Genomic DNA, 26,089 nt, shown 5'->3' on the forward strand with positions numbered 1-26,089 from the left:
TCCCTATATTGGTTGGAATTAGCTACTACCATTGTAAGTGATTGCTTTGGGCTTTTTAATTTCTGTTCGGATTAATTATAGAATTTGCCAAGTCGAATTATTTACAGGGAAGTGTTAATGGCGTTCAGTTGCGACCAACAAAACATGCGATGATATCGTTCAACCATTTTAAGACAGCCGCGCAAAATGAAGTTCAATCGCAAAAAAGTCGTAAGACGACAACTAGCACGTCGCGTCAAACAACGAATACCACAAAAGTGGAAACTGCACCAACTGGAAGTAGTGAATTAACGCAGTTGAAGGCAGAAGTTGCGGGGCAGGATCCGAGTTTAAAGGTGACGAGTGAGTCGGTTATTGATACGAATATGGGAGTTGAACTGTATAATTTATTGGTTGGAAAAAGAATGAATGTAATGTGGCGTGTCTGGCGTAATAGTGGCGTTGATGATGATGCGGTAATAACTTTAGAAAGTGATGGTAGTTATAAATTGTTCTTTCAAGGCACTGCCACACCCGCTATCAGACGCTTTGGTGACGTTGCTGTATATGGCTTTATAAGAGAAGGTCCGGGCGCCAATCCAACAGATTATGAAAAAGAAATTGTTGATTTAAAAAATATGCGGGTTATTGGAACGACAACAATCGCACCAACACATATTCATGACCAAGGGGGAGCGTCATAATGAAAAAAATGAAATTAGTAATGCTGCTGGCATTTGCTAGCTTACTATTGGTTGCATGTAGTCGCCAAGTGAAGTTAGCTAAACAGATTAGTCACGCACAACACCAAACTACAACACAAAATAATGTTAGCGGTGGCACTTATCACGGGACTTATACGGGGAATAAGTCTCATGAAGATCCAGATTATGATTATTTAATGAGCTTTAAAAAAGATGGTACATTCCGGCAAGATATTACCGCCAGTAACGGATATGCTGGTAAGTTTGTTGAATCGGGGACCTATCAGGTGAATAAGAAGACGCAACAGATTATCATTAAAATTCAAAAAGTAGTTGAAGTCACTTACGCAAGTGATAGTGCGCTTAAACAAAAGGCAACGCCAGCTGCATATCAATATAGGGACGAACATCAGTTAACAGCAGCTGAAAATAAGCCAATTGAAATTAAAATAACGCCTAAATATTTAGAAGGTTCAATTAATAAAGTTAAATTATATAAAGTGAAAACTAAAGTGGTTGATTTCGATCAATTCAAGACACAACAAGCTAAGCAATATCAATCAACACCGAAAGTGGTCGCGCAAAAGTTGATTGGTGGTAAGAATTTTATGGGCCGAATTGATAAGAATCAGGTTTGGCTAACCTTTAATCAAGATGGTACCTTTAACTGGCAAGCAGTCTACAATTCCTATGGTGCTGGCTCAGTAGCCTATATGACGGGTCAGTACCATTTAGATGATCAGGGTCATATTACTTTTAATCATAACCAGGGGGATATTTATGACATGAGTCAATTGAGTGTTGCGGGTAACCAGTACCGTGATCGGTCAAGTGTGTCAGTGCCTGATGAACGCTTTAATTTTGCGGTTTATGATAATCAGCTTATTATGCGGCTATCGGATTCGGTCGGTGGGTCGGAAGCAGCGTACCAAACACCGGATTCAGGGGCTTATAAAACAAGTACAGTGATGACTGAATCAGCAACCAAAACGCCAACTTATCTTGAAAAACGAGGCACAATGACTAAAGTTAATCCGCTTATCAGCCAATTTGAAAATGCAGAAAATTTTGGTAAGTGGGCGTTAATTGCCTATCGGACACCGAGTTTAGCAGGTATGTGGGGTCGCCCCCAAGCATTTGGAATTAAAGCGACTGATAGTAACGTGACACAAGGGGGGATTCGGTTTGCTTATCTGACGACGATTGAAGATGTTTCACCAAAAGATGAACAACAGATTGATGGCGTTGAATCAATTGGTTTAGGAGAAGATAGCAATATTTATCTAAATCCCGGGACGGGCTTTATTAAATCAGCGAAGTTTACAGACTATTTAAATGCTGAGAAGGTTGATGCTGCTAGATTAAGTGAGTTTGATGCATCAGTAAGTTATGATGACTAAGATAGTAAAAAAGAACCGCCAACAATTATTGTTGGTGGTTCTTTTTTATGGGATTAAATTGATGGACCCGACCAGATTCGAACTGGCGACCTCCTACATGCGAAGCAGGCGCTCTCCCAACTGAGCTACGGGCCCAAACGCTTACAAAAAATATTTTAGCACTTTCAGCTAAAATAGCAAGCGTCTTTAACGACGAGGCGATGTCCGGAGGTTGTTGGGCTTGCTGCCTTTAATTGTCCGTTGCTTAAATGTCGTTTGTTGTTGATCAGGCATAAATTTGAAATGTTGCATTTTGCCAGCGTAGGGTTTCCCGCTGACACGAATTTTTAGCCAGTCTTGCATGGCGACAATCATGCCATTTAATTTGGCAGCTTGTTCTGAGTTGCCTTGTTTTTGGACTTCAACGGTGACGTCATTAGTGAGATAAGCGAGTAATTTTTGATGGTATGCGACTAATTCTTCAGTTAGTGGTGCTTGGTTGTATTGGTTGAATAATTTTTGGACAAAACGCATGGCATCTTTGGCGTTTTGAGGTTGGTAAAAACGATCTTGCTCGGGCATTTTAAAACCTTCTTTCAAATGGTAGTATATCTGATTTTAATGCTTGGAACAACTTTGGTATACTGTAATCTGAGATTAATTAGCGGAGGATTAAGCATGTTTAAGAAAAAGAGCGATTGGTTCTTAGTATTGGCACTTGTCATGATGGCAATTTTGTTTTATAGCTCATCAATGACGTATCATGAACAAACATCCGTCCCACTTTTGGAACGCGTCTTGAAAAATGAACCACTCAAGCAGTGGTTGAGTCAATTCTCCTTCCATTATGTAGGCAGTGAACAAAGTGTTAAGGCAAGTGGTTACTTTAAGTTTGTCGAATTCTTTGTGCGCAAGGGTGCCCACTTCGGCACATATTTCTTATTAGCGTTATTCAGTTATTTAGGATTACGCCCCCGAATCGAAGGTGCTTTCTTAGCGGGGATTTTCAGTTGGTTAGCAGCGACTGGGTATGCGGCAACCGACGAATTTCACCAAATGTTAACGGGTGATCGGACACCACTTTTTCAAGATGTCATGCTCGATAGTGTGGGCGCTTTATCAGGGATTGTCATTATGAGTGTTATTTTATACTTTGTAGGTCGCAAAAAACGACGATAAACGTGACTACCATTGCTTTTGAGTCGATAATTTGCTATCATAGATAACGACTTAGTACCAGAATTCTATAATCGAAAAGAGGAGTTAGATATGTCAGGACATTCAAAATGGCATAATATTCAGGGTCGTAAAAACGCACAAGATGCAAAACGCGGCAAGATTTTCCAAAAACTATCCCGTGAGCTTTTCATGGCTGCGAGAAGTGGCGGTCCTGACCCAAGTTCTAACGCCGCATTACGTTTAATTATGGATAAAGCACGTTCAGCTAACATGCCTAAAGATAACATCAAACGGGCAATTGACAAGGCTGACGGTAGCGATGGCGCGAACTACGATGAAATTACTTATGAAGGCTACGCACCAGGTGGTGTTGCCGTTTTAGTACACGCTTTAACTGACAATAAGAACCGGACAAGTTCAGACGTTCGTGTTGCATTTACTCGTAATGGCGGGACAATGGGCGCTGCTGGTTCAGTGGCTTACATGTTTGATCGTCGCGGTTATATCGCGATTGCACGTGAAGGCTTAGATGTTGATGAAGATCAAATGTTCGAAGACATTTTAGAAGCTGGTGCGGATGATTTACAAACCGAAGAAGATGTGTTTGAAATTTACACAGATCCTAAGGAATTGGCAAATGTCCGTGATATTCTTGAAAAGAAATACACTTTGGCAAATGCTGAATTAACAATGATTCCACAAAATACAACACCAGTTGATCCTGAAAAAGTAGAACAATTCCAACGTTTAGTTGATGCTTTGGAAGACAACGATGATGTTCAAGATGTTTATACTGCTGGTGAACTACCAGAGGAAGAATAATATTATTCGAAATAACCTTAAACCAATATTATTGGTTTAAGGTTATTTTTTTGCAAAAAAATATGACTATCCCTAGCGTAATCTTAAGTAACAACTTAAAAGAAAGGTGATGGCATGTCAACTGAAGAAAAGCTAACAACTTTATTAAAGCATTGTGCTAAGCACTATGTGCAAGATCTTTATTTTACACCGACAATAGGTGGCTGGCGCTTGACGGAACGTCGTCAGAGCGATTTGGTCACCAATCAAGAATTGGATAAACCGACTGGAACGCGTTATTTAAATCGACTGAAGTATATGGCGGGGATGGATATCAGCGAGACTCGGCGTGCGCAAACCGGCCGCTCGGAATTACAGCTAGCCGATCAAACAATTTATTTACGCCTAGCGACGGTCGGGGATTTTTTAAACCGCGAAAGCTTGGTCATTCGGTTTATCTATCCAATTGGTGCCATCTATCATTGTGATGATCAACAGATCTTGGCGCAATTAACGCAGATGAGTCGACAGTCGGGCTTAATTCTTTTCGCTGGGCCGACTGGTTCTGGTAAAACGACTAGTCTCTATCATCTGGCCCAACAATCAATGAGTGCCAAGATGGTGGTTGCTATTGAAGATCCGATTGAAATTGTTGCACCTGAGTTTTTGCAACTGCAGGTCAACGATAATGCGGGATTGAGCTACGCCGAGCTATTAAAAATTAGTTTACGACTGCGACCGGATACGCTGATTATCGGTGAAATTCGCGATTTAGAGACAGCTCAATACGTGGTTTCTGCGGCCTTAAGTGGCCACCTGGTATTGAGTACTATTCACGCTCGGAGTACACAGGGCGTGGTCGCGCGCTTATTAGATCTTGGTATTTCTGAGCTGCAGTTGCGGGCCTGTCTAACGGGAATTGCCTACCAATCGTTGGTGACAAAAGACGACGTTGTGCAAGCCCATTATGAATTATTAACTGGTTCAGATTATTTCTCAAAAAAAGAAGGTGGTTGCGATGTATAAGTTACGACAACAAGCGCAATTTTACGCTGATTTCTTGCAGTTATTGGGGCGGCTATTAGAGAACGGTTTCTCATTGCAACAAGCTTTTGCCTTCTTACCGATTGTCTTCCCAAAACAACGACAGTGGTTAAATCAGGTGAATCAAGCCCTTGAAAAAGGCGACAGTCTAGCAGTCAGTTTAGCGCATGCTGATTTTCCAACTGATTATGTTGGTCAGATTGAACTAACCGAATTACAAGGTAATCTCGGGCAATGTTTATGGCATTTAGGCCGGATTCAAAGTATCCGCCAAAAACGCCGCCGAGAAATTCGGGGTGTGCTAGCTTATCCGTTATTTCTTTTGGCTTTTTTAGGCGGCTTAATCGGTTTATTACGCCATTATTTATTACCTGAGATTGCCCAGATAACGCCCGAGTCAAACCAGACAGGCTCGCCGCTTAGTCGCATCATATTGTGGGGCTTTTTGTTAGTGCTAGTCCTTTTGATAATGGGCAGCGGTCTTTTTATGGTTTACCGCCGGTTACCGGTTTTAGTTCGATTACAAAAAGCGTTCAAGTGGCCAATCATTGGGCGTGATATTCAGCAGTATTATCATTATTGTTTATTATTTGATTTGAGCACTTGTCTGCAAAACGGGCTTAAGTTAACAGAAATTTGTGCTTTACAGAAGCAACTGCAACAAAATACATGGCTGGTGACCTTGGTAGCACAATTGGAAGTCGTACTCGCTTCAGGGCAATCATTGGATGCTTATCTTAGTCGCTCTGCATTTTTTCCACAGTCGTTACGATTGGTATTAGCTAAGCATAATCTCACGCAACAGACGACCGATGAGATCACCATGCTAGCTAACCTGCAGTATACGGAACTACAGAAGCAATTACAGCGGAAAGTGAGCTGGTTACAACCTATTTTATTTATCTTAATTGGGCTCATTATTATTTGTACGTATCTCAGTATTTTATTACCGCTGTATCAAACAATGGAGGGAATTTCATGAAGAAAAAAAGAAAAGCTTTTACACTAATTGAAATGGTAGTTGTTCTTGCCATTATTGCGTTACTAATCTTATTAGTTGCACCAAACCTAGGTGCTCAAAAACAGCGCGCGGAGAAGAAAACGGATCAAGCTTTGGTGACGACTTTGCAAACGCAAGTTGAATTAGCTAGCGACGAGATTGGTCATCAAATTAAGAGTCTAGACGAATTAACGGATAAGTATATTTCAAAAGACCAATTAAAGCACGCAAAGGAGAAGGGGATTACAATTGAAGGCGGCACGGTTAAGCAAAAATGAAGGTTTTACGTTGATTGAAATGTGCGTGGTCTTAGCGATTGTAAGCTTATTAAGCTGGTTGCCGATTTATCAGATTAAGCAATATCGTGCGCAACAGGCTGAGCAGTTGTTTCTACATCAATTTGAAACGAGTTGGGATGCAGCTCGTCAATATGTGGCAATTGAACCGCGTGCCGTCCGTGTGATGTGGGATGCACCAACACATACGATCACATTTAAAGGTGCTGGTGAGTCATTTAGAAATCATCAACTCGTATTACCAGAAACTTTAACAGTGAGTAACCCAGCCGAATGGCATTTAATTAATATTACTCATAATAAGGGTATTAAACCGCGCACCTTAAAGTTAAAATCAACGCTTAATAATCGTGAATATCAGTATAAAGTCCAGATGATGTGGGGGGTATTACATGTTCAGAAGTAGGCCGGCTTTTTCACTCGTTGAAAATATCATCGCCTTAACCTTGGTATTAGGGGCTTGCTGGCTATTAACGGTAAGTCTACTACACTTTAAGCAACAACAAACGCTTAAACAACAGCAAGTTGCACAACAGGCGGTTCTAGCAATGGCCGCTGAGCAGTTGAGAGCGCATCAGACAGTGAAAAAACGCTGGCAAATGGGGCGAACAATCTATACGGTGACGGCTAATCAGCAGAAATTAAAGATAACCACAAAGGCAGGTGAGTCGGTTGCGATTAATTGGACGACCGATTAAGCATTCAGCGTTCACGCTAATTGAAATGGTGATTTCAATGGCGATTCTAATCCTGACGAGTCAGTTACTGGTGGCAACGGTGGGTGTTTTACAAAAGGCAATTAAAGTCACGCAACAACAGCAAAATACAATCAATTGGCATATCAGTACGATTCAGTTAGATCAGTTTTTAGCCGATGCGTATTTTACACATCATCAGGATCAAGATGGCTCCAAAATCACTTTTCGAAAACCAGACACTAATCAGTCAGGGGAGGAAGCGGAGACTGTTTACTATTTAAAAAGGATGAAAAATGAAATGGTTGTTGTCAGCCAATTAAATGGGTATATGCCATTATTAGGCAACCTCAAGCAACTTCAACTTGACTACCAGCGACCGTTTGTTCAAATCGATGCGACTTTTACGGATCAGAGTCGCTACCAACACGAAGTTTTCTTGGAGGAACAAGATGAACAGGCTAAAAAAAAGACGATTAAAACCGATTAAACATTCGGCGGTTGCATTACTTAACGCGATATTAATGCTGACATTAATCAGCGTCGTATTAGTAGGTGTGACACATAGTTATCAACAGCAACAACAGAGTTATCGGTATTTGCTGAATCATTATCAAGCTAAAACACTTTATGGATTGACCTTGGCTAGTCAATCCAAGACTGATTTAAAGGGGATTAAAGCCACAACAGGTGAAAGTAAAATTCTAAGGAAACAGCATCAAATCAAGGTGACACTTAAGAATGGCTATCAGAAACAGTTTGAAATAAAAAATATAACAGGTAAAAAATAAAAATTCCATTTGATAAAGCGCTTACTATAGCTTATAATTTGTAATGTAACCATCTGTATTACTTGCGTTGATGTTGGATTACCGCTAGAATATAACAGAATCCAATGAATAGAGGTGGCTATTTTGCCTAAGAGTGCTGTAGAAACGTTGTTTGACTTAATTGATCAAACAACAACGTTGATTGAACAGAATTTAGAAACAACCTATTTAGATGCATTGACTGAATCAATTGCCAATATCGCTGATGGTGGTCGTGTGAAGGTTGAAGATAATTTACCAGATGCGCAAACTGTCGCACAACTTGAAACAATTTACGCAACGGTTAAGCTTAACCAGTTTGATGCGGAGACCATTCGTCAAGCCTTACAACTGGCAACCTTAAAAGGGCTTCGTCAAGTTAAAGTGGAGCCTAATAAACAAATGACACCTGATGCAATTGGTTATTTAGTCGCATATTTGGCGGAAGTATTTGGTGGCGCTGATCAAATTAAGACAGTGTTGGACCCAGTGATTGGTACAGGTAATTTATTAGCAACTGTTATGAATCATATTCAAAATCTAACGGGTAATAAGCTCCAAGGTTTTGGGGTTGATAACGATGATAGTCTGCTAGAATTAGCCGGTATTAGTAGTGAGTTACAAGGGTTAGACACCACTTTATTCCATCAAGATGCGATTGAACCATTAATGGTTAATCCAGTTGATATCGCGGTTGCCGATTTACCAATTGGTTTTTATCCAATTGATGAACGAGCAGCAGATTTTGAAACACATGCTGCTAGTGGACACTCATATGCGCATCATTTATTGATTGAACAAACGATGCATTATGTTAAAGACGGCGGTTTTGGGTTCTTCCTTGTACCAAATGTTATTTTGGAAACAGATGACGCGAAGCAACTGGTAAAATGGATTACTAAACACGTCTACTTGCAAGGTTTATTGAGCTTACCAGTTAACTTGTTTAAGACTAAAGAGGGTCAAAAAGCCATTTTGGTCTTACAAAAACAAGGTGCTGGTGCCCAACAAGCTAAGCAAATTCTATTAGGTGAATTTCCAAATTCAAACGATCAAAAAGCGTTCGCTGCGTATTTACAACAGATTCGGACTTGGCATAAAGAAAATATTAATTAATCGAATAGAAAAGGTGATTAGATGTCAAAAATTTTAGCAATTAATGCCGGCAGTTCAACTTTAAAATGGAAATTATTTGTAATGCCTGAAGAAAAGGTGATTGCCAAAGGGATGGTTGATCGTCTCGGCTTATCCGATTCTGTCTTCACTGTTAAATATGGTGATGGTCAAAAATATGAAATCACGCAAGATATTGAAACTCAAGATGTTGCGGTTGATTTATTACTTAAGAAGTTAATCGAATTTAAGATTATTGCTGAATATTCTGAAATTAGTGGGATTGGCCACCGGGTTGTTGCCGGAGGCGAAGATTTTAAAACATCAGCCTTGATTACTGAAGCATCATTAAAACGTATCGAAGAATTAGCTGAATATGCACCATTGCATAATCCTGCTGAAGCTGGTGTGATTCGTGCTTTCCGTAATATTTTGCCTAATGTGCCACAAGTGGCAGTCTTTGATACTTCTTTCCACACGACAATGCCCGAAGAAAACTATCTTTACAGTTTACCATTAGATTATTATCGTAAATATGGGGCTCGTAAATACGGTGCTCATGGGACTAGTCACCGTTATGTTTCACATCGTGCTGCTGAAATGTTAGGAAAACCATTAGAAGATTTGAAGATGATTACTATGCATCTTGGTAGTGGCGTTTCAATGACTGCTATCAAAGATGGTAAATCATTAGACACTTCAATGGGCTTCACACCACTTGCTGGTGTTACGATGAGTACCCGTTCTGGGGATATCGATGCGTCATTAGTCGCTTTCTTAATGAAGAAATTAGATATCAAGGATCCAGAAGAGATGATTGATATCTTGAACAAGAAATCAGGAATTTACGGTATTTCAGGATTATCACCTGATATGCGCGATCTTGAAAAGACAAGAGAAGAACGCCCAGAATCACAATTGGCAATCGATATTTTTGTTAATCGTCTAATCAAGTATGTTGGTTCATACGTTGCGATTATGGGTGGCTTAGATGTCTTAGTGATTACAGCTGGTATGGGTGAAGGCGATATTTTAATGCGTCAACGAATTGGCGATCGCCTTAGCTATTTCGGTGTTGAAGTTGATCCAGAACGGAATAACGTGATGGCACAAGAACGGATTATTAGTACTGATGATTCAAAAGTTAAGGTGCTCTTAGTACCTACAAATGAAGAAGTCATGATCGCCAGAGACGTTATGTCAGTCGGTCAAATTAAATAAGTTTAAAAAGTGATCAGCGTATTGCTGGTCCTTTTTTATTGGAGGTTCAAAGCAATGTCGAGTTTTACAATTTTTTATAGCATCCTAGCAATGTCTTTATTAGTCATTTGGCTAGTCGTGCAGTTTCATATGGTATATCGCGCTAAGAGTAGTCGCGTGATGCGCATCATTTTAACGGTAATTGCAATTGGGTTACTGATTGCCAGTGTTGTTGTCACGGGATCGGTAGATGATAAACTGACAGGTGTTGCGTCGGTCATCATCTTGTTAGTCTTCGCCTTTTGGCCAAAGGGGTTTACTAAGACCATGCTAATTGCTAATTTAAATACGGTTCGTCAATTTGCCGCAATTTCTAAGATTGAATTAATCACAAAAGAGGCCGAAACGGTCGTGCAAGTGTTTAGCGGTCAAATTCAAATTACGACGTTAAAGTTTAAATTGGATAGCGCAACGCTAGCTAAATTCCTCAAAGAACGGTTCCCTGAGAAACGATTAGTGGTTAAATCGGCGTAATCCTTTTATATTACGCGAATTTATGATAAAATATGCTATGCATATCGGGGCCGTTACGGATTCGACATGTGTAGGTGAGCGTGAATTGCACTTCGTAGGTTACGTCTGCGTTAACAACGTTACAGTTAATTATAACTGCAAACAATAACAATTCTTACGCTGTAGCTGCCTAAACACCAGCATAGCGTGATCCGTCTGACTTCACCCAAGGGTTAGATCCGGGTCTCAAATTAATTGGGTTACGTTAAATGCCGCCGTTTGAAGTGTTTAAAAGAGATTTTCAAGCTAGTTAGTCCATCCGAGCCTCTGTTGAACGGCGTTTTGGGCTAGCGAATTTCTAAATAGTTCGACTATGAGTGTAGAGATTGACGTGGCAATGCGCATGGACGCGGGTTCAACCCCCGCCGGCTCCATTGGATAAAACATGGGTTAAGCCAATTAGTTGGCTTAATAAAAGGCATTTAACACTACCGTAACGGTGTTAGATGCCTTTTTTGTTGCAAAAAAATAACAGCCACCAGTGTGACTGTTAAATCAATTGCTTATGCCCAACGATTTGTTTTTGTTGGTAGGAGCATTAAGATGTAGAACCAGATTGTCCCGATCAGTGGTACGAATTCAATGAGAACCCACCAACCTGAGCGGTCTGTATCGTGCAGACGACGGATTTTAACGGATAAAGTTGCGATCCATACAATGAAAACTACGATATTACGGCCCATCGAAATGCCTAAATCACCAATGTTATAAATTTCTGAGATTGGATGCCCGGTCATTGCCTGAATAATTCCAATAATAATGCCACCTAAAATATAATTAATAATAATTGGCCACCAAAAATCGGGACGATTTGAGGTCCCCGTGAAATCAAGAATACGTGCCCAATATCTTTGATATGATTTTACCATGATAAAAGCCCCTTTCCATTAATCAGCGCTTAACGTTTTTAAACGATAAGAAAAACGCTTTGCTGTTAATAATATTATGGCATATTGCGTTTACTAATTAACAGTTTTTAGCTTATTAAGCGGTATTAAATGATGAATGAAGCGAGAATGTATAATAACCAAATGTGGATTGGGTAGAAGAAGTAGAAAAACGACTTCATACTCCGACCTTTTTGACCGTTGTACAACAGGATCGGAATAATCGCAAAAATCATCATCCATTGGGTATTAGTCGTTAATAAACCAGTAAAGGTAAAACCTGAGTTAGCGCCTGCGTTAATAACGGCAAAAACAATAATTGTCAGGCATTGCAGTAACCGATTATTGCGGAAAAGGTAAAAGAAGACACCGATATAAAGAAAAATAGAATTTTCAGCAAGTGTGATGGTTGGAATAACCATGCCGATATTTGCTGCTAACATTGCTGTTTTGGGATTAACTAGTAACAAGATAACGAGTACCGACATCATGATTGGCACGATAATAGCTAAAAACCCAATTATCATTTGCTTGGTATTATGGGCCCGACGACCAGCTGTGATCTCTTGGATCCCATACATTGCTAGGACGGCAATAAATAAATCTGTGAAGATGTTATTGGATAAAGCGATATCACCAACTGTGAAGAATTGCTGAATGAGTCGATCACCAAAATTCATCACCCAAAAGCCGATGAGCAGCTGAGTTAGATAGCGTTTTTGGTTACGTGTGTGCGTGAAACCTTCAACCGCCATGAAAAAGAAAATAGTAGCGACTGGTCTACCGAACCAATCGACCCAGTCAGGGACGCCTGCTCCGGCGAACATCTGGTGGATATGGTCAACAAACATGAGTAATATTCCTAGAATCTTGATATCAAAATTATTCAGTATCTGATGTGATTTTGTTTGCATAAGGTAACTCCCCTAAAAGATTTAATGGGTATATTATCTCACGTTTTAAGTTTGATGATAAGCATTAAATTCTGGGTGACAATTCTGTTAGACAATATAAAAAAGCAAAGTCCCAAAAGGCTTTGCTTAATGTGCTTATTCGGCAGTTTTACTTGAACCGTCTGCGTAATTTAAAGTAACACCATCTGCAACGTTGAAGATATAAGTGTTAAATTGAATGCTATTATCGCCAATTGACTGACCTTCCATTTGAACCCCACGAGCCAGTAGTTCATTCCCTCTAAAAATGGGTGTTACGCGATAACGCACGTCACTTGAGGGATGCTTTTTAAGATAGGCTGCAATATCCGACTCATGAGCCAACATTTCGGGGGCATTCAATTGGCGGGTACCGGTGATGAGGTTTTTAGGGTTGTTGTTTTCACCAGTCAGTTGATAACCGATTAAATGACTACGATTATAGAGCCAACCGGATTTCACCCGTTTGTTACGCCAGCCAGTTGGGTTCCAAGTAAGGCCTTCCCGTTTGGCAGTGGGCATCATACTTTTATTTAAGAGCGCATTGGCAGTGCCGGCCCGATTTAATTGGTCGAGGTTACTAAAAGTCTGCCAGGGTCCATTTGTAGTGGCAAGGTCAGCCGTTGTAAAGGTAGGCTGGTTATTGTTGACGATAATTTCGTTATCACCTTGATAATCTAATGTTGCCAGCTCAGAAGCAGCGTGATTTGTTGTATTAGCGATGGGGGTATTGGTTTCAGTTGCCAGTTTAGCGAGTTGCTTATTGAGCTTGTTAATCTGACGTTGTAATTTACTGATTTTCTTGCCGGTCTTTTTATTCTTCTGATTAATTTTTTGAGCTTGTTGATAATCCGCAGTCCCTGAAGCTGCTTGGATCGGCTTCGGCGTGATGAGGGGGCTGCTTGCAAGGAGTAACCCGATAATGAGAGTGGTGGTTGCTTTTAATTTTGACATATTAATCCTCCCAGCCACAAAGCGTATAGCCTTGCGCTTGTGCCTCGGCCAGAGTCATGGTTGTTGTACTCGTGGCGCGTTTTAGGCCGCGACAGTTTGCATCGAGATGGTATTTTTTACCGGCGTTGGGTGCCACTGTCACCATTTCTTCAGCTTGATTAGCGGTTGTTTGGGTTGTATCGACTGTGGCGGTCGATTGCACATTACTTTCAGTAGCCGCTTCTTGTTCAGAAACCGCAATTGATAGACTACTAGCCTCTGATTTTTTGGCCGCTAGTTGTTTTTTAAGTGAGGTTGAGTTGGCGAGTGCTTCTTGTTTGGCCCGTTGGCCTTCTTTTTTCGAAACGTGCTGAACCTTTGTTTTTGAAGCACTCGCCGAGTTAATAAGTGTATTAGTGGTGCCTAGGCCAATGATTGCCACAAGCAAAAACACCAGGCTCAACCAGAAGCGACGATGATAAGGGTGTTTCGTGAAATAATAAACGCTGGTGATGATACTGATGGTTAAAAGAATCGTCAATAAGATTGTCATTAATTAGCCTCCAAAGCAAATGATTTAGTTAATTGTATAACGGGCTTGATTTGAACGCAATCAACCACTAAAAAAGCCTCAGTCATCAGACTAAGGCTTGTGTTTTAATTTGATTGTACTTCTAATGAAACAATTGTGCTAGTACGGTAGTATTTATCTGGATGTTCGTCGAGCGTTAACCAATCGGCACTGGCTAATAATCCGGCGAGGACATTAACGGGTTGGCTATCAGTTTGTTGATTGGCTTTAGCTGATTGTAAAGCTTCTTGATAGCTTCCTGAGAAAATTGCTTCTAAATAGAAGGCTTGGTCTTCATCCACGCTCAGATAACTTGTATCGTTTTTCCAAGCGTGGAAACGTGCTGTTTCCGGTAAAGTAACGGTCTCGTTATTTGAAAAAGTCATTAAAAATGTCATGGTACCACACTCCAATTCTCAATTTAAAAATCAAAATGAATCCAACCTAAGTATATCATGATTACGAAAAAAGGCCTTCTTTTTGACATTATCTACTGAAGACTCGTAAAATGAAGTTAGAATAGTGAAAGGGGAAAGAAACGATGGCAAATGAAGAACGATTAGATAGTCTTAAAGATCAGATTGAAGGCACAGTTAAGAAGGTCGTCGAAGAAGTGACCCACGATAAATCGCAAGAAGAAGCCAAAAAAGATAAACAAAAAGCTAAAACGAATCCAGAAAAATAGTTGCTAAAGACGCTCACTAAATTAATTTTAAGTGGTCGTCTTTTTTAGTGGCGTCATTTTAAGGAATACTGTTCGCTTTTAAGTGTCATGCTTGGTATAATTTAAGGGATAGTCAGAGGAAGTAGGTACAATAAATGGATTACGCAGAAATGTTAGACCGGCAAAAACACATTCGTAACTTTTCGATCATCGCGCATATTGATCATGGTAAATCAACATTAGCTGATCGAATTCTTGAGATGACGGATACTATTGCCAAGCGCGATATGCAAGCGCAAGTCTTAGATGACATGGAATTAGAACGTGAACGTGGGATTACCATTAAGTTGAACGCGGTGGAATTGCACTACCATGCTAAAGATGGCGAAACTTATATTTTCCATTTAATCGATACGCCAGGGCATGTCGATTTTTCATATGAAGTGTCACGAAGTTTGGCGGCCTGCGAAGGGGCCTTATTAGTTGTTGATGCAGCGCAAGGCGTTGAAGCCCAAACATTGGCCAACGTTTATTTAGCAGTCGACGATGATCTTGAAATCGTACCGGTTATTAATAAAATTGACCTCCCATCAGCGCAACCTGATGTTGTTAAGGCTGAAATTGAAGAAATGATTGGGTTAGATGCGTCAGAAGCCGTTCTTGCCAGTGCCAAAAGTGGGATTGGGATTGAAGAAATTCTTGAAAAACTAGTGACGGATGTACCAGCCCCAACTGGTGATTTAGAAGCGCCATTAAAAGCCTTAATTTTTGATTCAAATTATGATAGTTACCGCGGGGTTGTTTTAAATATTCGAGTGGTCGATGGAACGGTTAAAGTCGGCGACAAGATTCGTTTAATGAACAGCGGTAAAGAATTTGAAGTCACAGAAGTTGGTGTGATGTCACCCAAAGCGGTTAAACGTGATTTCTTAATGGTCGGTGATGTTGGTTATATCACAGCTAGCATCAAAACAATTCAAGATACACGCGTTGGGGATACGGTCACTTTAGCTGATAATCCAGCTGATGCACCACTTGATGGTTATCGTCATATCCAACCAATGGTTTATTCAGGGATGTATCCCGTTGATAATGCGAAGTTTAATGATTTACGTGAAGCGCTTGAGAAATTACAATTAAACGATGCGGCTTTAGAGTTCGAACCAGAATCATCGCAAGCTTTAGGCTTTGGGTTCCGGTGTGGTTTCTTGGGTCTGTTACACATGGATGTTGTTCAAGAACGATTGGAACGTGAATTTAATTTAGACTTGATCATGACAGCACCATCGGTTGATTACCACGTTGCCTTGACTGATGGGACTGAAGAAGTGATTGATAACCCATCAGAAATGCCAGAAACATCAAATATTTCAGAAGTTAAAGAACCATACGTCAAAGCGTCAATCATGGTCCCTAACGATTATGTTGGGGCTGTGATGGAATTAGCCCAACGTAAACGGGGCGAATTCGTGACGATGGATTATTTAGATACGTACCGTGTTAATGTGATCTACAACATGCCACTTTCTGAAATCATTTTTGATTTCTTCGATGATTTGAAATCAAACACCAAGGGTTACGCATCGTTTGATTACGAAGTGACAGGCTATCGTGCCAGTGACCTGGTTAAGATTGATATTCTCTTGAATGGTGAAGCGGTTGATGCCTTGAGTTTCATCGTGCATCGGGACTTTGCCTTTGAACGGAGCCGTGTGATTGTTGGTAAGTTGAAAGAAACGATTCCGCGTCAACAATTCGAAGTGCCAATCCAAGCCGCTATCGGGAATAAGATTATTGCCCGTTCAACCGTTAAAGCTTTCCGGAAAAACGTGCTTGCCAAGTGTTACGGTGGTGACATCACCCGGAAACGGAAATTGTTAGAAAAGCAAAAGGCTGGGAAGAAACGGATGAAATCCGTGGGCTCAGTGGAAGTGCCGCAGGAAGCCTTCATGTCCATTCTTAAGATGAATGATGAAGATACCAAAGGTAAATAAATAACAAAAGACCTCCGATAATGATCGGAGGTCTTTTTGTTATTGATACATATCGATTAGTTTTAGAAAGATAACGAGGATAATGATGCTGATCCAGAAAGTGACGCTGGCGCTTTTTCTGAGGGTCGCGTTATGTTTATAAAAGGCGATGAAACTCATTAGGGATGAGCCAAGAACGGCAACTGCTGAACAGAAGACGATAAATAATAGGATAATTTGTTGTGCTGATGACATGCGGATACTCCTTTGATGTGTTGACATTACAAAGTAGTATATCAAAAAAGTGGTGCTGCAAGAATAGGCGACGATGGTTGATGCCGGTATTGCTGGAGCAGGCATGCTATAATGACCACAACTTAGTGAATTTGGAGGAAACTATGATGGAAGCAATGCAATTATCGATTGAAACGGTGGCTCGCGCCCAAGAACGTCTGTTAGAAGCTTTAGAACAGATGACACTGGAGGAGGCTAATACGATGCCTAATCCGCTTATCAAATCAGTAACATGGCTCATTTGGCATACGGCACGGGAATTAGACTATCAGATTTCAGATTTAAAAGGGCAAACACCATTGTGGCTCAGTGCTAATTGGACAGGCCGTTTTGGGTTAGCGTTACCAGATGATACGCAAGATTGGCAGCATAGCCCCGAAGAGGCGGCCAAGGTAGTCGTCTCTGATCGCCAACTTCTAATCGATTACTTGTCAGAAGCTGTTAAGTTAACACAAACTTATCTCCAAGATGTTTCTCTGGAAAGTCTAGATGAAGTGATTGATGATAATTGGACGCCGGCAGTGACACGCGGTGCGCGGTTAGTTTCGGTTATTGATGATGCTGTGATGCATTCAGGTCAAGCGGTGTATACAAGAAGATTGGTGATTGCCAAATAAACTGCAAAATTATAGATGAGTTTTAAAAAAAGATAAATCAACAAAAAAGGGATACCATTTGGTATCCCTTTTTTGTCATTTAGAAGATAGATTACGTGCTACTATATTGAATGTAGTTAATTATTAATATTTGAAGGAATTATCTTATGAAGACTAAATTATTCTCAGTAGTAGCAGTAGCAGCATTGGTGGCACCAGCCGCAATGACAATCGGTTCAGCATCAGCTGATGTGGTAACACCACAAACATCAAAAGCAGACTTTACGGTTGTTGCTAAAGATCCAACTAACCCAACAGATCCTGAAAACGGTACTTTGGTTTTAAAATCAGTACCAAGTTTTAACTTCGGTACAATTGAAGCTAGTGATATTTATGCTGGGTTTAATGGTAAAAAAGCACAAGCAGACGGTACTTTAGAAGTATCTGATACACGTTTAGGTGCATCAGACTGGACATTAACAGCTGATATGGGTCAATTTGCCGATAAAGATAACCAATTAAATGGTTCAACGTTGAACTTAGCTTCTACTGGTTCATTAGGTGAAGATTTAGCAACTGCTATTAAAGATGATGCAAGTGCTGTTGAAGTTGTTAAAGGTAATGGTGCCCATGGTGTTGATACATTCAACATGGCAGCTGCCGATAGTAAATTGACAATGGCAGCTAACCCAGCTGCTGATTTAGCAAAAGATGAAGCTTTCTCAACAACAATTAACTGGAACTTATCATCAACAGCCCCAGTTGCACCAGAAGCTTAATCTAGAAATAATGAGTCATTGGCGCTAGTGATCGTCATCGTCAATCAAGTGAATGATGTGTTGGATAAGGGGCAGGCAAAGTGATTTGTCCACCCCTTATTTTTATAGGAGGCTACGAAGTTGTTTAAAAAGAAAGTATTAATCACAATGTTAAGTTTAATGTGTTTATTAGTGGGGATTGGTAGTTTTGCGCAAGCGGTGCATGCTGAAGGTGCTGAATTTACCGTAACACCTGAATATGGGTTAGGACAAACGGATGCTAGTTTGGGTTATTTCGCAATTAAAGCCGAAAAGGGGCAAACATATCCAATTACCGTCAACGTGCAAAATTTAAATACGAAGAAAACAAATGATTTCAATGCACAGCTTGTAGCCGCCTCAACGTCAAATAGCGGCAGTATTGACTATACACCGACGCATCAAAAAATGGTCAAAACAAAAGCGCCATTGTTACCTGATTTGGTCTCAAAAGAGGCCCGCAAACAAAGTTTAACATTAGCGCCAGGTGCTTCAAAAAAAGTCACTTTTAACGTTAAAATACCCCAAAATGGTTTTAAAGGAACGATTCTTGGTAGTGTTTATGTGAAACGAACGTCGAATAACGAACCACAAAAGAAGGGGTTCGGCATTAAAAATAGTTTTGCGATGACTGTTCCAATCGTTGTGACACAGGATTTTGATCAGAAAATCACACCTCGATTAACCTTAACGAAGACTAAGATGGATTCATCCAGTGGGGTGCCGCAAGTTGTTGGTCAAATCGCTAATCATGAACCGACAATGTTTGGTCAAATTAAGATGCATGCTTGGATTACCAAAAAGAATCAAACTAAAAAAATATATCGGAAGAACGCGGAAAAATTATCAATGGCACCGCGCTCAACATTTAACTATGCAATTGAGACGAATAATAAAATTTTGCCCAAAGGTCACTATACCTATCATGTCAAAATGGTATCGGGTAAGAAAACCTTTAATTTAAAACAACATTTTACGGTTGATGGTGCGACACGGGAACAAGTTAACAAAACGCTAATTGATCCAGAAAAACCAGGGATAAATTGGTGGTTATGGGGTTCTCTAGGGATTTTATTATTATTAGTGATAGCATTAGTCGCCTATTTAATTGGTCGAAAAAGGGGTGTAGGGGAACATGACGAGTAGTTTATCAGGACGTAAAGAAGGCTTAATGATGGGATTGTTGTTACTGATACTCTTATTGGTAACGGTAGCGCAACCAGTACGAGCTAATCGGATTGATAGTGGACAAAGTACCGCTAGTTTTGCGGTGCATATCGATCAAAAAAGACCAACGCCACCCGGGAATCATGGTCAGGATGGTGGTGTTGCACAGCCAACAATACCGGAAAATGGTCAAGAAATTCATTACACAGCGAGTGGTTCCCAAAATGCCACTGGTCGTTTACCACAAACGGGTGCTATAAAAAGTACACTATTAAGTTTAATCGGTAGTGCGATAATTCTATTGGTACTTGGCTGGCATCGCCAACAATCTAATACGAAGGAGGCGGACTACGATGCAAATTAAGCGCCTAATTTACGTGAGTTTGGCGGCAATGATGCTCAGCGGTAGTTTGATTAATGTGCCGGGTCAGGCTTGGGCGGCTGAATCAGAGTCAGCAACCAGTGTGAGTGAAACCGAAAAAGAAACATCAACAGAATCAATCGATGTCAATACAAAAAAGCCAGCTACGAGTGAGCAAGCACCAACTAGTCGCAGTGCTGAACCAGTTGGTACACCTAGTAATGCAGATAAACCTTCAAAAGATGGATGGAGCTTTTTATTAACAATTTTTAGAAGAGGGTTTAGCCGTCAGCCGCAAGAAGAAGATTATTTTGCGTTGCAAGATATTGATAAGGCTAAATTCTCAGGGATGAGTATCCTAACGAACTTAGGTAATGGGTTAGGAAAAGACATTACTGTTCGGCGTTGGCACTGGGATGCTAGTCAGAACAACTGGGTTGAAGATAAAAAGCAACCTAAGGCAAAGACCGGTTTGTCTTTGATCATGGGCTCTTTGGGCTTTTTAGATATTAATGACTATGCTTTAAATAAGTCGGGCAACTTAGGTGTCGGGACATACTATTATCAATTTAGTTTTTCAGATGGTATCTGGCCCCTTAATAAGACTTTCTATTCTGATTTAGCGAAAGTGGGGATTACGCCAGAACCGAAACCGGCTAAATCGATTAATGTCGATACGGATAATGCTGACGGTACACCTAAAGTCATCTATTCGGATGTTGATTATGGTGCTAGAGCGATTATTGATCCAGTCGATTCGACCGATGATATTACTTGGCAAGCAGCCAGCGCTAAAGATCTCTTGAAATTTACACCAAGTAATGGTCGAAAAACATCTTTAATGGCCGGTAATGGTGAAGTGGGTAGCGACAAACAATATGTACCAGATTCTTATTACGTCAATCAAGTCAATCGTGATCCTAATGTACCGGGAATTCCCGCTAACTTTAAGATTGCAGCTGGTAATGTAGCGGCTAATAAGGATGTTTATGTTGGTGGTCTGCCAGCCTATAATCGGGCAATGGATGCCGGTGGTAGTTGGTCTGTGGGCGGCTTGAGTGATTTAGTTAAAGCAACCGGCGCAACGAGTGCTTGGCATTATGCATGGCGTTTTATGGATAGTACTGGTAAAACGATTGAGTTGCCAGCAAATAGTGGCGTGACAAATAGTAGCGGTGATATTAATAATCTGGCTAATTTAAATACGGCACAACCGTTAACGTTTGCTAAAGATAGCCAGTTTATGAAACAGGCCGCAGCTGCGACTGCTAGCGGTAAGCGGTATCAAGCGCAGCTAACACTAACGACGAGTGTTGATTCTGAAGAAGAATCAAGTAAGAAAGCAGAAAAGGTCGTCGTTGTCTCTAATAAGGCCGAACTACAAGTTGAGCCCTCATTAGGTAAGTTAACATTGGATCAAGTGCCTAACTTTAGATTTGGCAATGTTTTAGCGAAAGATGTTTATAAGGGAACAAACACTCAGAATCAGCCATATGAAGTTAGTGACACGTTAAAAATTACCGATACTAGAGTTAATCCGGGTTGGAAACTAACGGCAAAGATGACTAAAATGGCATCTAAAGCTGGTCATCGATTGAATACAACGACGGTTAATATGAGTGGCCTACCAGGAGGAGCTAATTTAGGATTGGTTGATAATAATAGTGAAACAACGATTGCATCGACCAAGTTATCAAACGCTTGGCAAGTAACGGGTAACTTATTGATGGCTGCCAATCCAGATCTTCAAATTGAATCTGGTGAAAATTTCTCTAGTGATATCACTTGGACATTAAATAATACGCAGCCTGAAGTACCAGCAGCATAACTAAAAAAAGTCTCGTAATTGGTTGTTAAATCAATTACGAGGCTTTTTAATTAGTCGATATATTTAACGGCTGTCCCGTAGGCAGCGACTGATTGCATGTCCGTTCCAATTGAACCAGAGTCAAAGCGCATCATCACAACAGCATCAGCACCCATCTCAATAGCATTTTGGCGTAAACGGTCGATTGCGACATCGCGCGATTCGGTCATCATTTCGGTATAGGCTCTAATTTCGCCACCAACCACGTTTTTAAGTGAGGCACCGATATTTTTGAAAACATTCTTAGATTGAGTTGTGAGGCCGAAAACTTCACCGAGCACTTCGTATTGTTTGCCCGGAATTGTTTCGGTAGTGGTAATTAAAATTTGATTAGTCATTATGAAAACTCCTTTTTTAAAAGATTAAAATTATTAACAATGTAATCAGCGCTGGTAAGCCTTGCAAGAAGAAAATCTTTTTCGTTGCGGTAAAAGTGCCATAAAGGGCAACGATGAAGATGTATAACATTAACAATGCTAAGACGGTTTTTAATGCGGCACCGGTCAATAAGCAATTAACGGCGATGATTAAGACACCAAGCATCCCATTATAAATCCCCTGATTAGCAAGGGCGACTTTGGTGTTGGGCAACCGAACGAAATCCAGGGGCATATCGAAGGCCTTGGCTTTTGTTTGATCGTTGGCGAACATTTCGAGTCCCATAATGCCGAGATGTTCGATGGCGATTAAACTCGTTAAAATTGTGATGAATAAAGACATGATGAACCTCCTTAAGTTCCATTTTTATTATAACAAATAAAGCAGTTCAAATCCGTCATTAGGGTTTGAACTGCTTTAATTTAGTTTAGCGATCAGCGTAACCGTTAGGATGGTTTAAATGCCAATTCCATGCGGTTTCAATAATTGCTTCCATATTATCATATTTGGGTGCCCAGCCGAGTGTTTCGCGAGCTTTGTCACTAGCAGCAATCAAGGTACTTGGATCGCCGGCACGACGAGGGGCCATTTCAAGTGGAATCGCTTTGCCAGTTACTTTACGAGCAGCTTCGACAATTTCCATGTTTGAAAAACCAGTTGATGAACCCAAGTTAAAGGCGTTGCTGTCATGACCATCAGCAAGATATTCAAAGGCCAAGATGTGGGCGTCTGCTAAATCTAAAACGTGTACGTAATCGCGGACGTTCGTCCCATCTGGTGTATCGTAATCATCACCGAAGATTGATAATTGATCACGTTTGCCAGCCGCAACTTGTAAGACGATTGGTAAGAGATGGGTTTCAGGATGGTGATCTTCACCGATTGAACCGTCTGGTTTAGCGCCAACTACGTTGAAGTAACGTAATGCGACAAACTTGATGCCATAAGCTTTGTCAGCCCATTTCATCATGGTTTCCATCATTAATTTACTTTCGCCGTAAGGGTTGGTTGGTAATTGTGGATCTGATTCCTTGATGGGAATTGATTTAGGTTCGCCATAAGTAGCGGCAGTTGAAGAAAAGACGATGCGTTTAACATCAAATTCGTTCATCACTTCTAATAAGGCAGTCATCCCATAAGTGTTGTTATCGAAATATTTAAGTGGTGCTTGCATTGATTCAGGCACGATTGAAAAGGCGGCAAAATGAATGACACCAGTCACGTCTTCTTGTTGGAAAACGGTCCGCATGGAGTCTTTATCGCGGATATCACCTTGATAAAAACGGGCTTTTTGATTGATGGCGCCTTGATGACCCGTTACCAAACTATCGACAACAGCGACGTCATAGCCGCGTTGGATTAATTGATCAACGGTGTGGGAACCGATGTAGCCGGCGCCCCCTAAAACTAGAATTGACATGGAATTTCCCCCTAAGTTGAGAATACAGGTGTACTCTTAATAGTATAGCATCTATCGGATTAAACAAAAGGCGAAGTTGGGCGAAAAGTGCTAAATTTTGCTATAATGGTTTAGTTAATGACTGGGAAGTAGTGAGGGATTAATTTGGAAGCACAATATGAATGGCAATTAAAACCAGTACCAACTGAAGATGAATTACAAACAATTACAAAAGACAATCCGCTACCTAAGGCTGCGGCCCAACTTTTGTGGCAACGTGGCTTGCGGGATGCAGAGCATATTAATAATTTTATGAATCCCAATGTCGGTCAACTTCACGATCCATACGCTTTGCATGATATGCAAAAGGCGATTGATCGGATTCAAGAAGCGATTGTGAATGGCGAAAAAATTACGATTTATGGCGATTATGACGCGGACGGGATTACTAGTACGACTTTAATGAAGGAAACCTTAGATGACTTAGGTGCCGATGTTGAAGTCTATGTGCCTAACCGTTTTAAGGATGGCTATGGGCCTAATTTAGAAGCTTACAAGCGCTTGATTGAAAATGGCACCCAATTAATTGTGACCGTTGATAACGGGGTGAGCGGCCTAGAACCAATCGCTTACGCGCAAGAACACGGTGTTGACGTGGTTGTGACCGATCACCATGAATTACCAGCAGAATTACCCAACGCAGTAGCGATTGTGCATCCTAGACATCCAGAGGGGCAATATCCTTTTGGCGAACTCTGTGGGGTCGGTGTGGCGTTTAAAGTGGCGACTGCTTTATTAGAAGAGATTCCTTACGATAAATTAGATTTAGCTGCAATCGGGACGGTTTGTGATATCGTCCCCTTAGTCGATGAAAATCGGACGTTGGTTAGCTTAGGCTTACAACAATTACAAAATACCGATCGACCAGGTTTGGTCGCATTGTGTCAATCAGCTGGCTTAGAACAAGCGACACTAGATGCTACTAACATTGGGTTTGGGATTGGTCCCCGTTTAAACGCAATTGGTCGTTTACGTGATGCGACCCTTGGTGTGCAATTGTTGACGACGCTTGATGACGAAGAAGCAGTCGAACAGGCCCAATTTATTGAACAACAAAATAAAAAACGCCAAGGTCTGGTAAAGGAAATTACGGAAATGGCAATGACAATTGCTGAAACACCGGAAAACCAAGCGAGTGCCACCTTAGTTATTGCCCACGAAGGTTGGCATGAAGGGGTTCTAGGGATTGTGGCTAGTCATGTTGTTGAACAGACCGGTAAACCAACCTTAGTCTTGACGATTGACCCGGAAACTGGTTTAGCTAAAGGCTCTGGCCGTAGTGTGACAGCTTTCCATTTATTTAAAGCGTTAGATGCCCACCGTGAATTATTGGTTCATTTTGGTGGCCATCACATGGCAGTTGGCTTGACTGCTAAGGTTGATCAATTAGCGCTGATTCAAACTGCAATGAACGAGTATGCGCAAGTTAATCAGTTAGATTTAACAGGACGCCAACCATTACCAGTTGATTTGGCGCTGACGTTAGCTGATATTACGCCTGATTTATATCAAGCATTGCAACAACTGGCACCTTTTGGCAGTGATAACCCAGAACCGTTAATTGAACTTAGTGCACCCCAGTTAGCCGATGTCAAACAAATCGGTGCTGATCAGAAGCATTTGAAGATGATGGCGGTTGATCAACAACAACAATTAGCGGTTTTAGCTTTCAATAAAGGGGCTTTGATGCCCGATTTAACAGCCGCTGAAGATGTGAAATTAGTCGGGAGTTTGAGTGAGAATACTTGGCGTGGCCAGACGACGTTGCAATTAATGGTAAAAGACCTTGCTACAAGTGGGCAAGTCGTACTTGATCAACGTAGCAATCGTCTGACGAAGCAATTATTCCAATCAACAGGCGACTACGTCTTTTTCAATGATAAAATGCGCGAGCAACTGCAGTCTTATTTACCGGCAGGGAGTCAGGCGCTGTTAGCTACCGATGAACAAGTTGCTACTAGCCAAGAGCTAATTGTAGTTGATGAACCAGCTGATTTAACTGCTTTTGAACAATTTTATCAACAACAACAGGCCGCTAAATTAAGCTTGATTTTTTATGCCAAACACTCTGCTTACTTAGAAGGAATGCCGACAAAACAACAGTTTGCGACCTTCTTAGTCTACTTACGCAAGCACCCAAACATTGAAAAAGCGCGGTTAGCAGAATTAGCAACGTATTTAAAATTACAATTACCGTTAATGATTTTTATGTTGCAGGTGTTTTTTGACCTCGGATTTGTTAGAATAGAACGTGGTCTGATTACGGCCGAGTTACAACCTGAAAAGCATGCACTGGAAAGTGCACCAAGTTATCAAAAACGATTAGCTAAAATTGAAATGGAAAAACAGCTTGTTTATTCAACCTTTACCGAGGTGAAAGACTGGCTAGCAACTCTCCCAGCAGTAGCAAATCGCTAAAAGAGTTAAGGAGCGAATTA

At 40.9% G+C, this 26,089-nt stretch carries 32 protein-coding genes, 1 tRNA gene and 1 other RNA gene; 23 read left to right on the top strand and 11 right to left on the bottom strand.

Annotated features, from left to right (window positions below; genetic code table 11):
- Positions 1 to 128: 128 nt before the first annotated feature.
- Both NDN60_RS07695 and NDN60_RS07700 read left to right on the top strand, forming a co-directional pair.
- Positions 129 to 683, top strand: coding sequence for a hypothetical protein (locus NDN60_RS07695; protein ID WP_099947698.1), 555 nt, complete (start codon positions 129 to 131; stop codon positions 681 to 683).
- Complete coding sequence (locus NDN60_RS07700) at positions 683 to 2,083, top strand: hypothetical protein (RefSeq protein ID WP_099947697.1); 1,401 nt, start codon at positions 683 to 685, stop codon at positions 2,081 to 2,083. Before NDN60_RS07695 ends, NDN60_RS07700 begins: the two co-directional genes overlap by 1 nt.
- A 62-nt stretch (positions 2,084 to 2,145) precedes the next feature.
- Here the strand turns inward: NDN60_RS07700 and NDN60_RS07705 are convergent.
- Positions 2,146 to 2,218 (bottom strand) — tRNA-Ala (locus NDN60_RS07705).
- 51 nt (positions 2,219 to 2,269) lie between these two features.
- A complete protein-coding gene (locus tag NDN60_RS07710) occupies positions 2,270 to 2,644 on the bottom strand; it encodes a hypothetical protein (protein WP_011375004.1) in 375 nt (124 codons plus the stop codon).
- Between the two features lie 96 nt (positions 2,645 to 2,740).
- Between NDN60_RS07710 and NDN60_RS07715 the strand changes: the two genes are divergently transcribed.
- The 13 genes from NDN60_RS07715 (at position 2,741) to ssrA (ending at position 11,149) form a co-directional block, all read left to right on the top strand.
- Positions 2,741 to 3,241, top strand: a complete 501-nt coding sequence (locus NDN60_RS07715) for a VanZ family protein (RefSeq protein ID WP_099947696.1) — start codon at positions 2,741 to 2,743, stop codon at positions 3,239 to 3,241.
- Positions 3,242 to 3,331: 90 nt separating this feature from the next.
- Entirely contained in the window at positions 3,332 to 4,063 is a 732-nt protein-coding gene (locus NDN60_RS07720; RefSeq protein ID WP_011375002.1) for a YebC/PmpR family DNA-binding transcriptional regulator, read from the top strand.
- Between the two features lie 114 nt (positions 4,064 to 4,177).
- On the top strand, positions 4,178 to 5,068 hold the full coding sequence (gene comGA / locus NDN60_RS07725) for a competence type IV pilus ATPase ComGA (RefSeq protein WP_016265378.1): 891 nt from the start codon (positions 4,178 to 4,180) through the stop codon (positions 5,066 to 5,068).
- Positions 5,061 to 6,068 carry a type II secretion system F family protein gene (locus NDN60_RS07730; RefSeq protein WP_011375000.1) on the top strand — a complete coding sequence of 336 codons (1,008 nt, stop codon included), beginning with the start codon at positions 5,061 to 5,063 and terminating at the stop codon, positions 6,066 to 6,068. The genes comGA and NDN60_RS07730 overlap by 8 nt, the downstream gene beginning before the upstream one ends.
- Entirely contained in the window at positions 6,065 to 6,364 is a 300-nt protein-coding gene (locus NDN60_RS07735) for a prepilin-type N-terminal cleavage/methylation domain-containing protein (RefSeq protein ID WP_011374999.1), read from the top strand. The genes NDN60_RS07730 and NDN60_RS07735 overlap by 4 nt, the downstream gene beginning before the upstream one ends.
- A complete protein-coding gene (comGD, locus tag NDN60_RS07740) occupies positions 6,336 to 6,788 on the top strand; it encodes a competence type IV pilus minor pilin ComGD (RefSeq protein WP_035145016.1) in 453 nt (150 codons plus the stop codon). Before NDN60_RS07735 ends, comGD begins: the two co-directional genes overlap by 29 nt.
- Positions 6,775 to 7,080 carry a hypothetical protein gene (locus tag NDN60_RS07745; RefSeq protein WP_016265375.1) on the top strand — a complete coding sequence of 102 codons (306 nt, stop codon included), beginning with the start codon at positions 6,775 to 6,777 and terminating at the stop codon, positions 7,078 to 7,080. Before comGD ends, NDN60_RS07745 begins: the two co-directional genes overlap by 14 nt.
- Positions 7,055 to 7,567, top strand: a complete 513-nt coding sequence (locus NDN60_RS07750) for a competence type IV pilus minor pilin ComGF (protein WP_035145013.1) — start codon at positions 7,055 to 7,057, stop codon at positions 7,565 to 7,567. The genes NDN60_RS07745 and NDN60_RS07750 overlap by 26 nt, the downstream gene beginning before the upstream one ends.
- Positions 7,530 to 7,868, top strand: a complete 339-nt coding sequence (locus tag NDN60_RS07755) for a hypothetical protein (protein WP_035145011.1) — start codon at positions 7,530 to 7,532, stop codon at positions 7,866 to 7,868. The genes NDN60_RS07750 and NDN60_RS07755 overlap by 38 nt, the downstream gene beginning before the upstream one ends.
- Positions 7,869 to 7,982: 114 nt before the next feature.
- Entirely contained in the window at positions 7,983 to 9,002 is a 1,020-nt protein-coding gene (locus NDN60_RS07760; protein WP_226474411.1) for a class I SAM-dependent methyltransferase, read from the top strand.
- A 21-nt stretch (positions 9,003 to 9,023) separates the two neighbouring features.
- Positions 9,024 to 10,220, top strand: coding sequence for an acetate/propionate family kinase (locus NDN60_RS07765; RefSeq protein WP_011374993.1), 1,197 nt, complete (start codon positions 9,024 to 9,026; stop codon positions 10,218 to 10,220).
- A gap of 54 nt (positions 10,221 to 10,274) precedes the next feature.
- On the top strand, positions 10,275 to 10,733 hold the full coding sequence (locus NDN60_RS07770; RefSeq protein WP_011374992.1) for a hypothetical protein: 459 nt from the start codon (positions 10,275 to 10,277) through the stop codon (positions 10,731 to 10,733).
- Positions 10,734 to 10,779: 46 nt separating this feature from the next.
- Positions 10,780 to 11,149, top strand: a transfer-messenger RNA (tmRNA) gene (gene ssrA / locus NDN60_RS07775).
- Between the two features lie 126 nt (positions 11,150 to 11,275).
- Here ssrA and NDN60_RS07780 read toward each other — a convergent pair.
- The 5 genes from NDN60_RS07780 to NDN60_RS07800 form a co-directional block, all read right to left on the bottom strand.
- Positions 11,276 to 11,641: a DUF805 domain-containing protein gene (locus tag NDN60_RS07780; RefSeq protein WP_011374991.1), complete on the bottom strand. Its 366-nt coding sequence runs from the start codon at positions 11,639 to 11,641 to the stop codon at positions 11,276 to 11,278.
- Positions 11,642 to 11,766: 125 nt separating this feature from the next.
- On the bottom strand, positions 11,767 to 12,573 hold the full coding sequence (locus tag NDN60_RS07785; RefSeq protein ID WP_016265370.1) for a TraX family protein: 807 nt from the start codon (positions 12,571 to 12,573) through the stop codon (positions 11,767 to 11,769).
- Positions 12,574 to 12,708: 135 nt separating this feature from the next.
- Positions 12,709 to 13,545 carry a DNA/RNA non-specific endonuclease gene (locus NDN60_RS07790; protein WP_016265369.1) on the bottom strand — a complete coding sequence of 279 codons (837 nt, stop codon included), beginning with the start codon at positions 13,543 to 13,545 and terminating at the stop codon, positions 12,709 to 12,711.
- A gap of 1 nt (position 13,546) precedes the next feature.
- The gene (locus NDN60_RS07795) at positions 13,547 to 14,077 is read right to left on the bottom strand and encodes a hypothetical protein (protein WP_016265368.1); all 531 of its coding nucleotides are present in this window, start codon (positions 14,075 to 14,077) and stop codon (positions 13,547 to 13,549) included.
- 104 nt (positions 14,078 to 14,181) lie between these two features.
- Positions 14,182 to 14,493: a hypothetical protein gene (locus NDN60_RS07800; RefSeq protein WP_056947116.1), complete on the bottom strand. Its 312-nt coding sequence runs from the start codon at positions 14,491 to 14,493 to the stop codon at positions 14,182 to 14,184.
- Between the two features lie 143 nt (positions 14,494 to 14,636).
- Between NDN60_RS07800 and NDN60_RS07805 the strand changes: the two genes are divergently transcribed.
- Both NDN60_RS07805 and lepA read left to right on the top strand, forming a co-directional pair.
- A complete protein-coding gene (locus NDN60_RS07805) occupies positions 14,637 to 14,780 on the top strand; it encodes a hypothetical protein (RefSeq protein WP_011374986.1) in 144 nt (47 codons plus the stop codon).
- A 134-nt stretch (positions 14,781 to 14,914) separates the two neighbouring features.
- The gene (gene lepA / locus NDN60_RS07810) at positions 14,915 to 16,753 is read left to right on the top strand and encodes a translation elongation factor 4 (RefSeq protein ID WP_011374985.1); all 1,839 of its coding nucleotides are present in this window, start codon (positions 14,915 to 14,917) and stop codon (positions 16,751 to 16,753) included.
- Positions 16,754 to 16,792: 39 nt separating this feature from the next.
- On the opposite strand, the gene NDN60_RS07815 is transcribed toward lepA, so the two are convergent.
- Positions 16,793 to 16,987 carry a hypothetical protein gene (locus NDN60_RS07815; RefSeq protein ID WP_011374984.1) on the bottom strand — a complete coding sequence of 65 codons (195 nt, stop codon included), beginning with the start codon at positions 16,985 to 16,987 and terminating at the stop codon, positions 16,793 to 16,795.
- Between the two features lie 146 nt (positions 16,988 to 17,133).
- On the opposite strand from NDN60_RS07815, the gene NDN60_RS07820 reads away from it, so the two are divergent.
- The 5 genes from NDN60_RS07820 (at position 17,134) to NDN60_RS07840 (ending at position 21,775) form a co-directional block, all read left to right on the top strand.
- Complete coding sequence (locus NDN60_RS07820; RefSeq protein WP_011374983.1) at positions 17,134 to 17,643, top strand: DinB family protein; 510 nt, start codon at positions 17,134 to 17,136, stop codon at positions 17,641 to 17,643.
- Between the two features lie 146 nt (positions 17,644 to 17,789).
- Positions 17,790 to 18,401, top strand: coding sequence for a WxL domain-containing protein (locus NDN60_RS07825; protein ID WP_099947694.1), 612 nt, complete (start codon positions 17,790 to 17,792; stop codon positions 18,399 to 18,401).
- A gap of 120 nt (positions 18,402 to 18,521) precedes the next feature.
- Entirely contained in the window at positions 18,522 to 19,565 is a 1,044-nt protein-coding gene (locus NDN60_RS07830; RefSeq protein WP_056947110.1) for a DUF916 and DUF3324 domain-containing protein, read from the top strand.
- Positions 19,555 to 19,950, top strand: a complete 396-nt coding sequence (locus tag NDN60_RS07835) for an LPXTG cell wall anchor domain-containing protein (protein WP_016265361.1) — start codon at positions 19,555 to 19,557, stop codon at positions 19,948 to 19,950. Before NDN60_RS07830 ends, NDN60_RS07835 begins: the two co-directional genes overlap by 11 nt.
- Positions 19,940 to 21,775, top strand: a complete 1,836-nt coding sequence (locus tag NDN60_RS07840; RefSeq protein ID WP_099947693.1) for a WxL domain-containing protein — start codon at positions 19,940 to 19,942, stop codon at positions 21,773 to 21,775. Before NDN60_RS07835 ends, NDN60_RS07840 begins: the two co-directional genes overlap by 11 nt.
- Before the next feature lie 50 nt (positions 21,776 to 21,825).
- Here the strand turns inward: NDN60_RS07840 and NDN60_RS07845 are convergent, their stop codons facing one another.
- The 3 genes from NDN60_RS07845 to galE all read right to left on the bottom strand — a co-directional run bounded on the left by NDN60_RS07845 (position 21,826) and on the right by galE (position 23,612).
- On the bottom strand, positions 21,826 to 22,152 hold the full coding sequence (locus tag NDN60_RS07845) for a heavy metal-binding domain-containing protein (RefSeq protein WP_016265359.1): 327 nt from the start codon (positions 22,150 to 22,152) through the stop codon (positions 21,826 to 21,828).
- 16 nt (positions 22,153 to 22,168) lie between these two features.
- On the bottom strand, positions 22,169 to 22,534 hold the full coding sequence (locus NDN60_RS07850) for a DUF1304 domain-containing protein (RefSeq protein ID WP_025016401.1): 366 nt from the start codon (positions 22,532 to 22,534) through the stop codon (positions 22,169 to 22,171).
- 85 nt (positions 22,535 to 22,619) lie between these two features.
- Positions 22,620 to 23,612 (bottom strand): UDP-glucose 4-epimerase GalE, encoded by a 993-nt coding sequence (galE, locus tag NDN60_RS07855; RefSeq protein ID WP_099947692.1) that lies wholly within the window; start codon positions 23,610 to 23,612, stop codon positions 22,620 to 22,622.
- A 144-nt stretch (positions 23,613 to 23,756) separates the two neighbouring features.
- Here galE and recJ point away from each other — a divergent pair, with 144 nt between their 5' ends.
- A complete protein-coding gene (gene recJ, locus NDN60_RS07860; RefSeq protein WP_099947691.1) occupies positions 23,757 to 26,069 on the top strand; it encodes a single-stranded-DNA-specific exonuclease RecJ in 2,313 nt (770 codons plus the stop codon).
- The last annotated feature ends 20 nt before the right edge of the window (positions 26,070 to 26,089 follow it).

Origin of the sequence: Latilactobacillus sp. (assembly GCF_033176295.1) — a bacterium.
Lineage (GTDB): Bacteria > Bacillota > Bacilli > Lactobacillales > Lactobacillaceae > Latilactobacillus > Latilactobacillus sakei.

Bases quoted from the DNA above. Each gene is read 5' to 3' on its own strand.
- NDN60_RS07715 (WP_099947696.1), top strand. From the start codon at position 2,741: ATGTTTAAGAAAAAGAGCGATTGGTTCTTAGTATTGGCACTTGTCATG.
- NDN60_RS07805 (WP_011374986.1), top strand. From the start codon at position 14,637: ATGGCAAATGAAGAACGATTAGATAGTCTTAAAGATCAGATTGAAGGC.
- NDN60_RS07720 (WP_011375002.1), top strand. From the start codon at position 3,332: ATGTCAGGACATTCAAAATGGCATAATATTCAGGGTCGTAAAAACGCA.
- NDN60_RS07845 (WP_016265359.1), bottom strand. From the start codon at position 22,152: ATGACTAATCAAATTTTAATTACCACTACCGAAACAATTCCGGGCAAA.
- NDN60_RS07730 (WP_011375000.1), top strand. From the start codon at position 5,061: ATGTATAAGTTACGACAACAAGCGCAATTTTACGCTGATTTCTTGCAG.
- NDN60_RS07795 (WP_016265368.1), bottom strand. From the start codon at position 14,077: ATGACAATCTTATTGACGATTCTTTTAACCATCAGTATCATCACCAGC.
- NDN60_RS07800 (WP_056947116.1), bottom strand. From the start codon at position 14,493: ATGACATTTTTAATGACTTTTTCAAATAACGAGACCGTTACTTTACCG.
- lepA (WP_011374985.1), top strand. From the start codon at position 14,915: ATGGATTACGCAGAAATGTTAGACCGGCAAAAACACATTCGTAACTTT.
- NDN60_RS07840 (WP_099947693.1), top strand. From the start codon at position 19,940: ATGCAAATTAAGCGCCTAATTTACGTGAGTTTGGCGGCAATGATGCTC.
- NDN60_RS07835 (WP_016265361.1), top strand. From the start codon at position 19,555: ATGACGAGTAGTTTATCAGGACGTAAAGAAGGCTTAATGATGGGATTG.
- NDN60_RS07815 (WP_011374984.1), bottom strand. From the start codon at position 16,987: ATGTCATCAGCACAACAAATTATCCTATTATTTATCGTCTTCTGTTCA.
- galE (WP_099947692.1), bottom strand. From the start codon at position 23,612: ATGTCAATTCTAGTTTTAGGGGGCGCCGGCTACATCGGTTCCCACACC.
- NDN60_RS07785 (WP_016265370.1), bottom strand. From the start codon at position 12,573: ATGCAAACAAAATCACATCAGATACTGAATAATTTTGATATCAAGATT.
- comGA (WP_016265378.1), top strand. From the start codon at position 4,178: ATGTCAACTGAAGAAAAGCTAACAACTTTATTAAAGCATTGTGCTAAG.
- NDN60_RS07820 (WP_011374983.1), top strand. From the start codon at position 17,134: ATGGAAGCAATGCAATTATCGATTGAAACGGTGGCTCGCGCCCAAGAA.
- NDN60_RS07790 (WP_016265369.1), bottom strand. From the start codon at position 13,545: ATGTCAAAATTAAAAGCAACCACCACTCTCATTATCGGGTTACTCCTT.
- NDN60_RS07770 (WP_011374992.1), top strand. From the start codon at position 10,275: ATGTCGAGTTTTACAATTTTTTATAGCATCCTAGCAATGTCTTTATTA.
- NDN60_RS07745 (WP_016265375.1), top strand. From the start codon at position 6,775: ATGTTCAGAAGTAGGCCGGCTTTTTCACTCGTTGAAAATATCATCGCC.
- NDN60_RS07700 (WP_099947697.1), top strand. From the start codon at position 683: ATGAAAAAAATGAAATTAGTAATGCTGCTGGCATTTGCTAGCTTACTA.
- NDN60_RS07825 (WP_099947694.1), top strand. From the start codon at position 17,790: ATGAAGACTAAATTATTCTCAGTAGTAGCAGTAGCAGCATTGGTGGCA.
- NDN60_RS07735 (WP_011374999.1), top strand. From the start codon at position 6,065: ATGAAGAAAAAAAGAAAAGCTTTTACACTAATTGAAATGGTAGTTGTT.
- NDN60_RS07780 (WP_011374991.1), bottom strand. From the start codon at position 11,641: ATGGTAAAATCATATCAAAGATATTGGGCACGTATTCTTGATTTCACG.
- NDN60_RS07850 (WP_025016401.1), bottom strand. From the start codon at position 22,534: ATGTCTTTATTCATCACAATTTTAACGAGTTTAATCGCCATCGAACAT.
- NDN60_RS07710 (WP_011375004.1), bottom strand. From the start codon at position 2,644: ATGCCCGAGCAAGATCGTTTTTACCAACCTCAAAACGCCAAAGATGCC.
- NDN60_RS07765 (WP_011374993.1), top strand. From the start codon at position 9,024: ATGTCAAAAATTTTAGCAATTAATGCCGGCAGTTCAACTTTAAAATGG.
- NDN60_RS07755 (WP_035145011.1), top strand. From the start codon at position 7,530: ATGAACAGGCTAAAAAAAAGACGATTAAAACCGATTAAACATTCGGCG.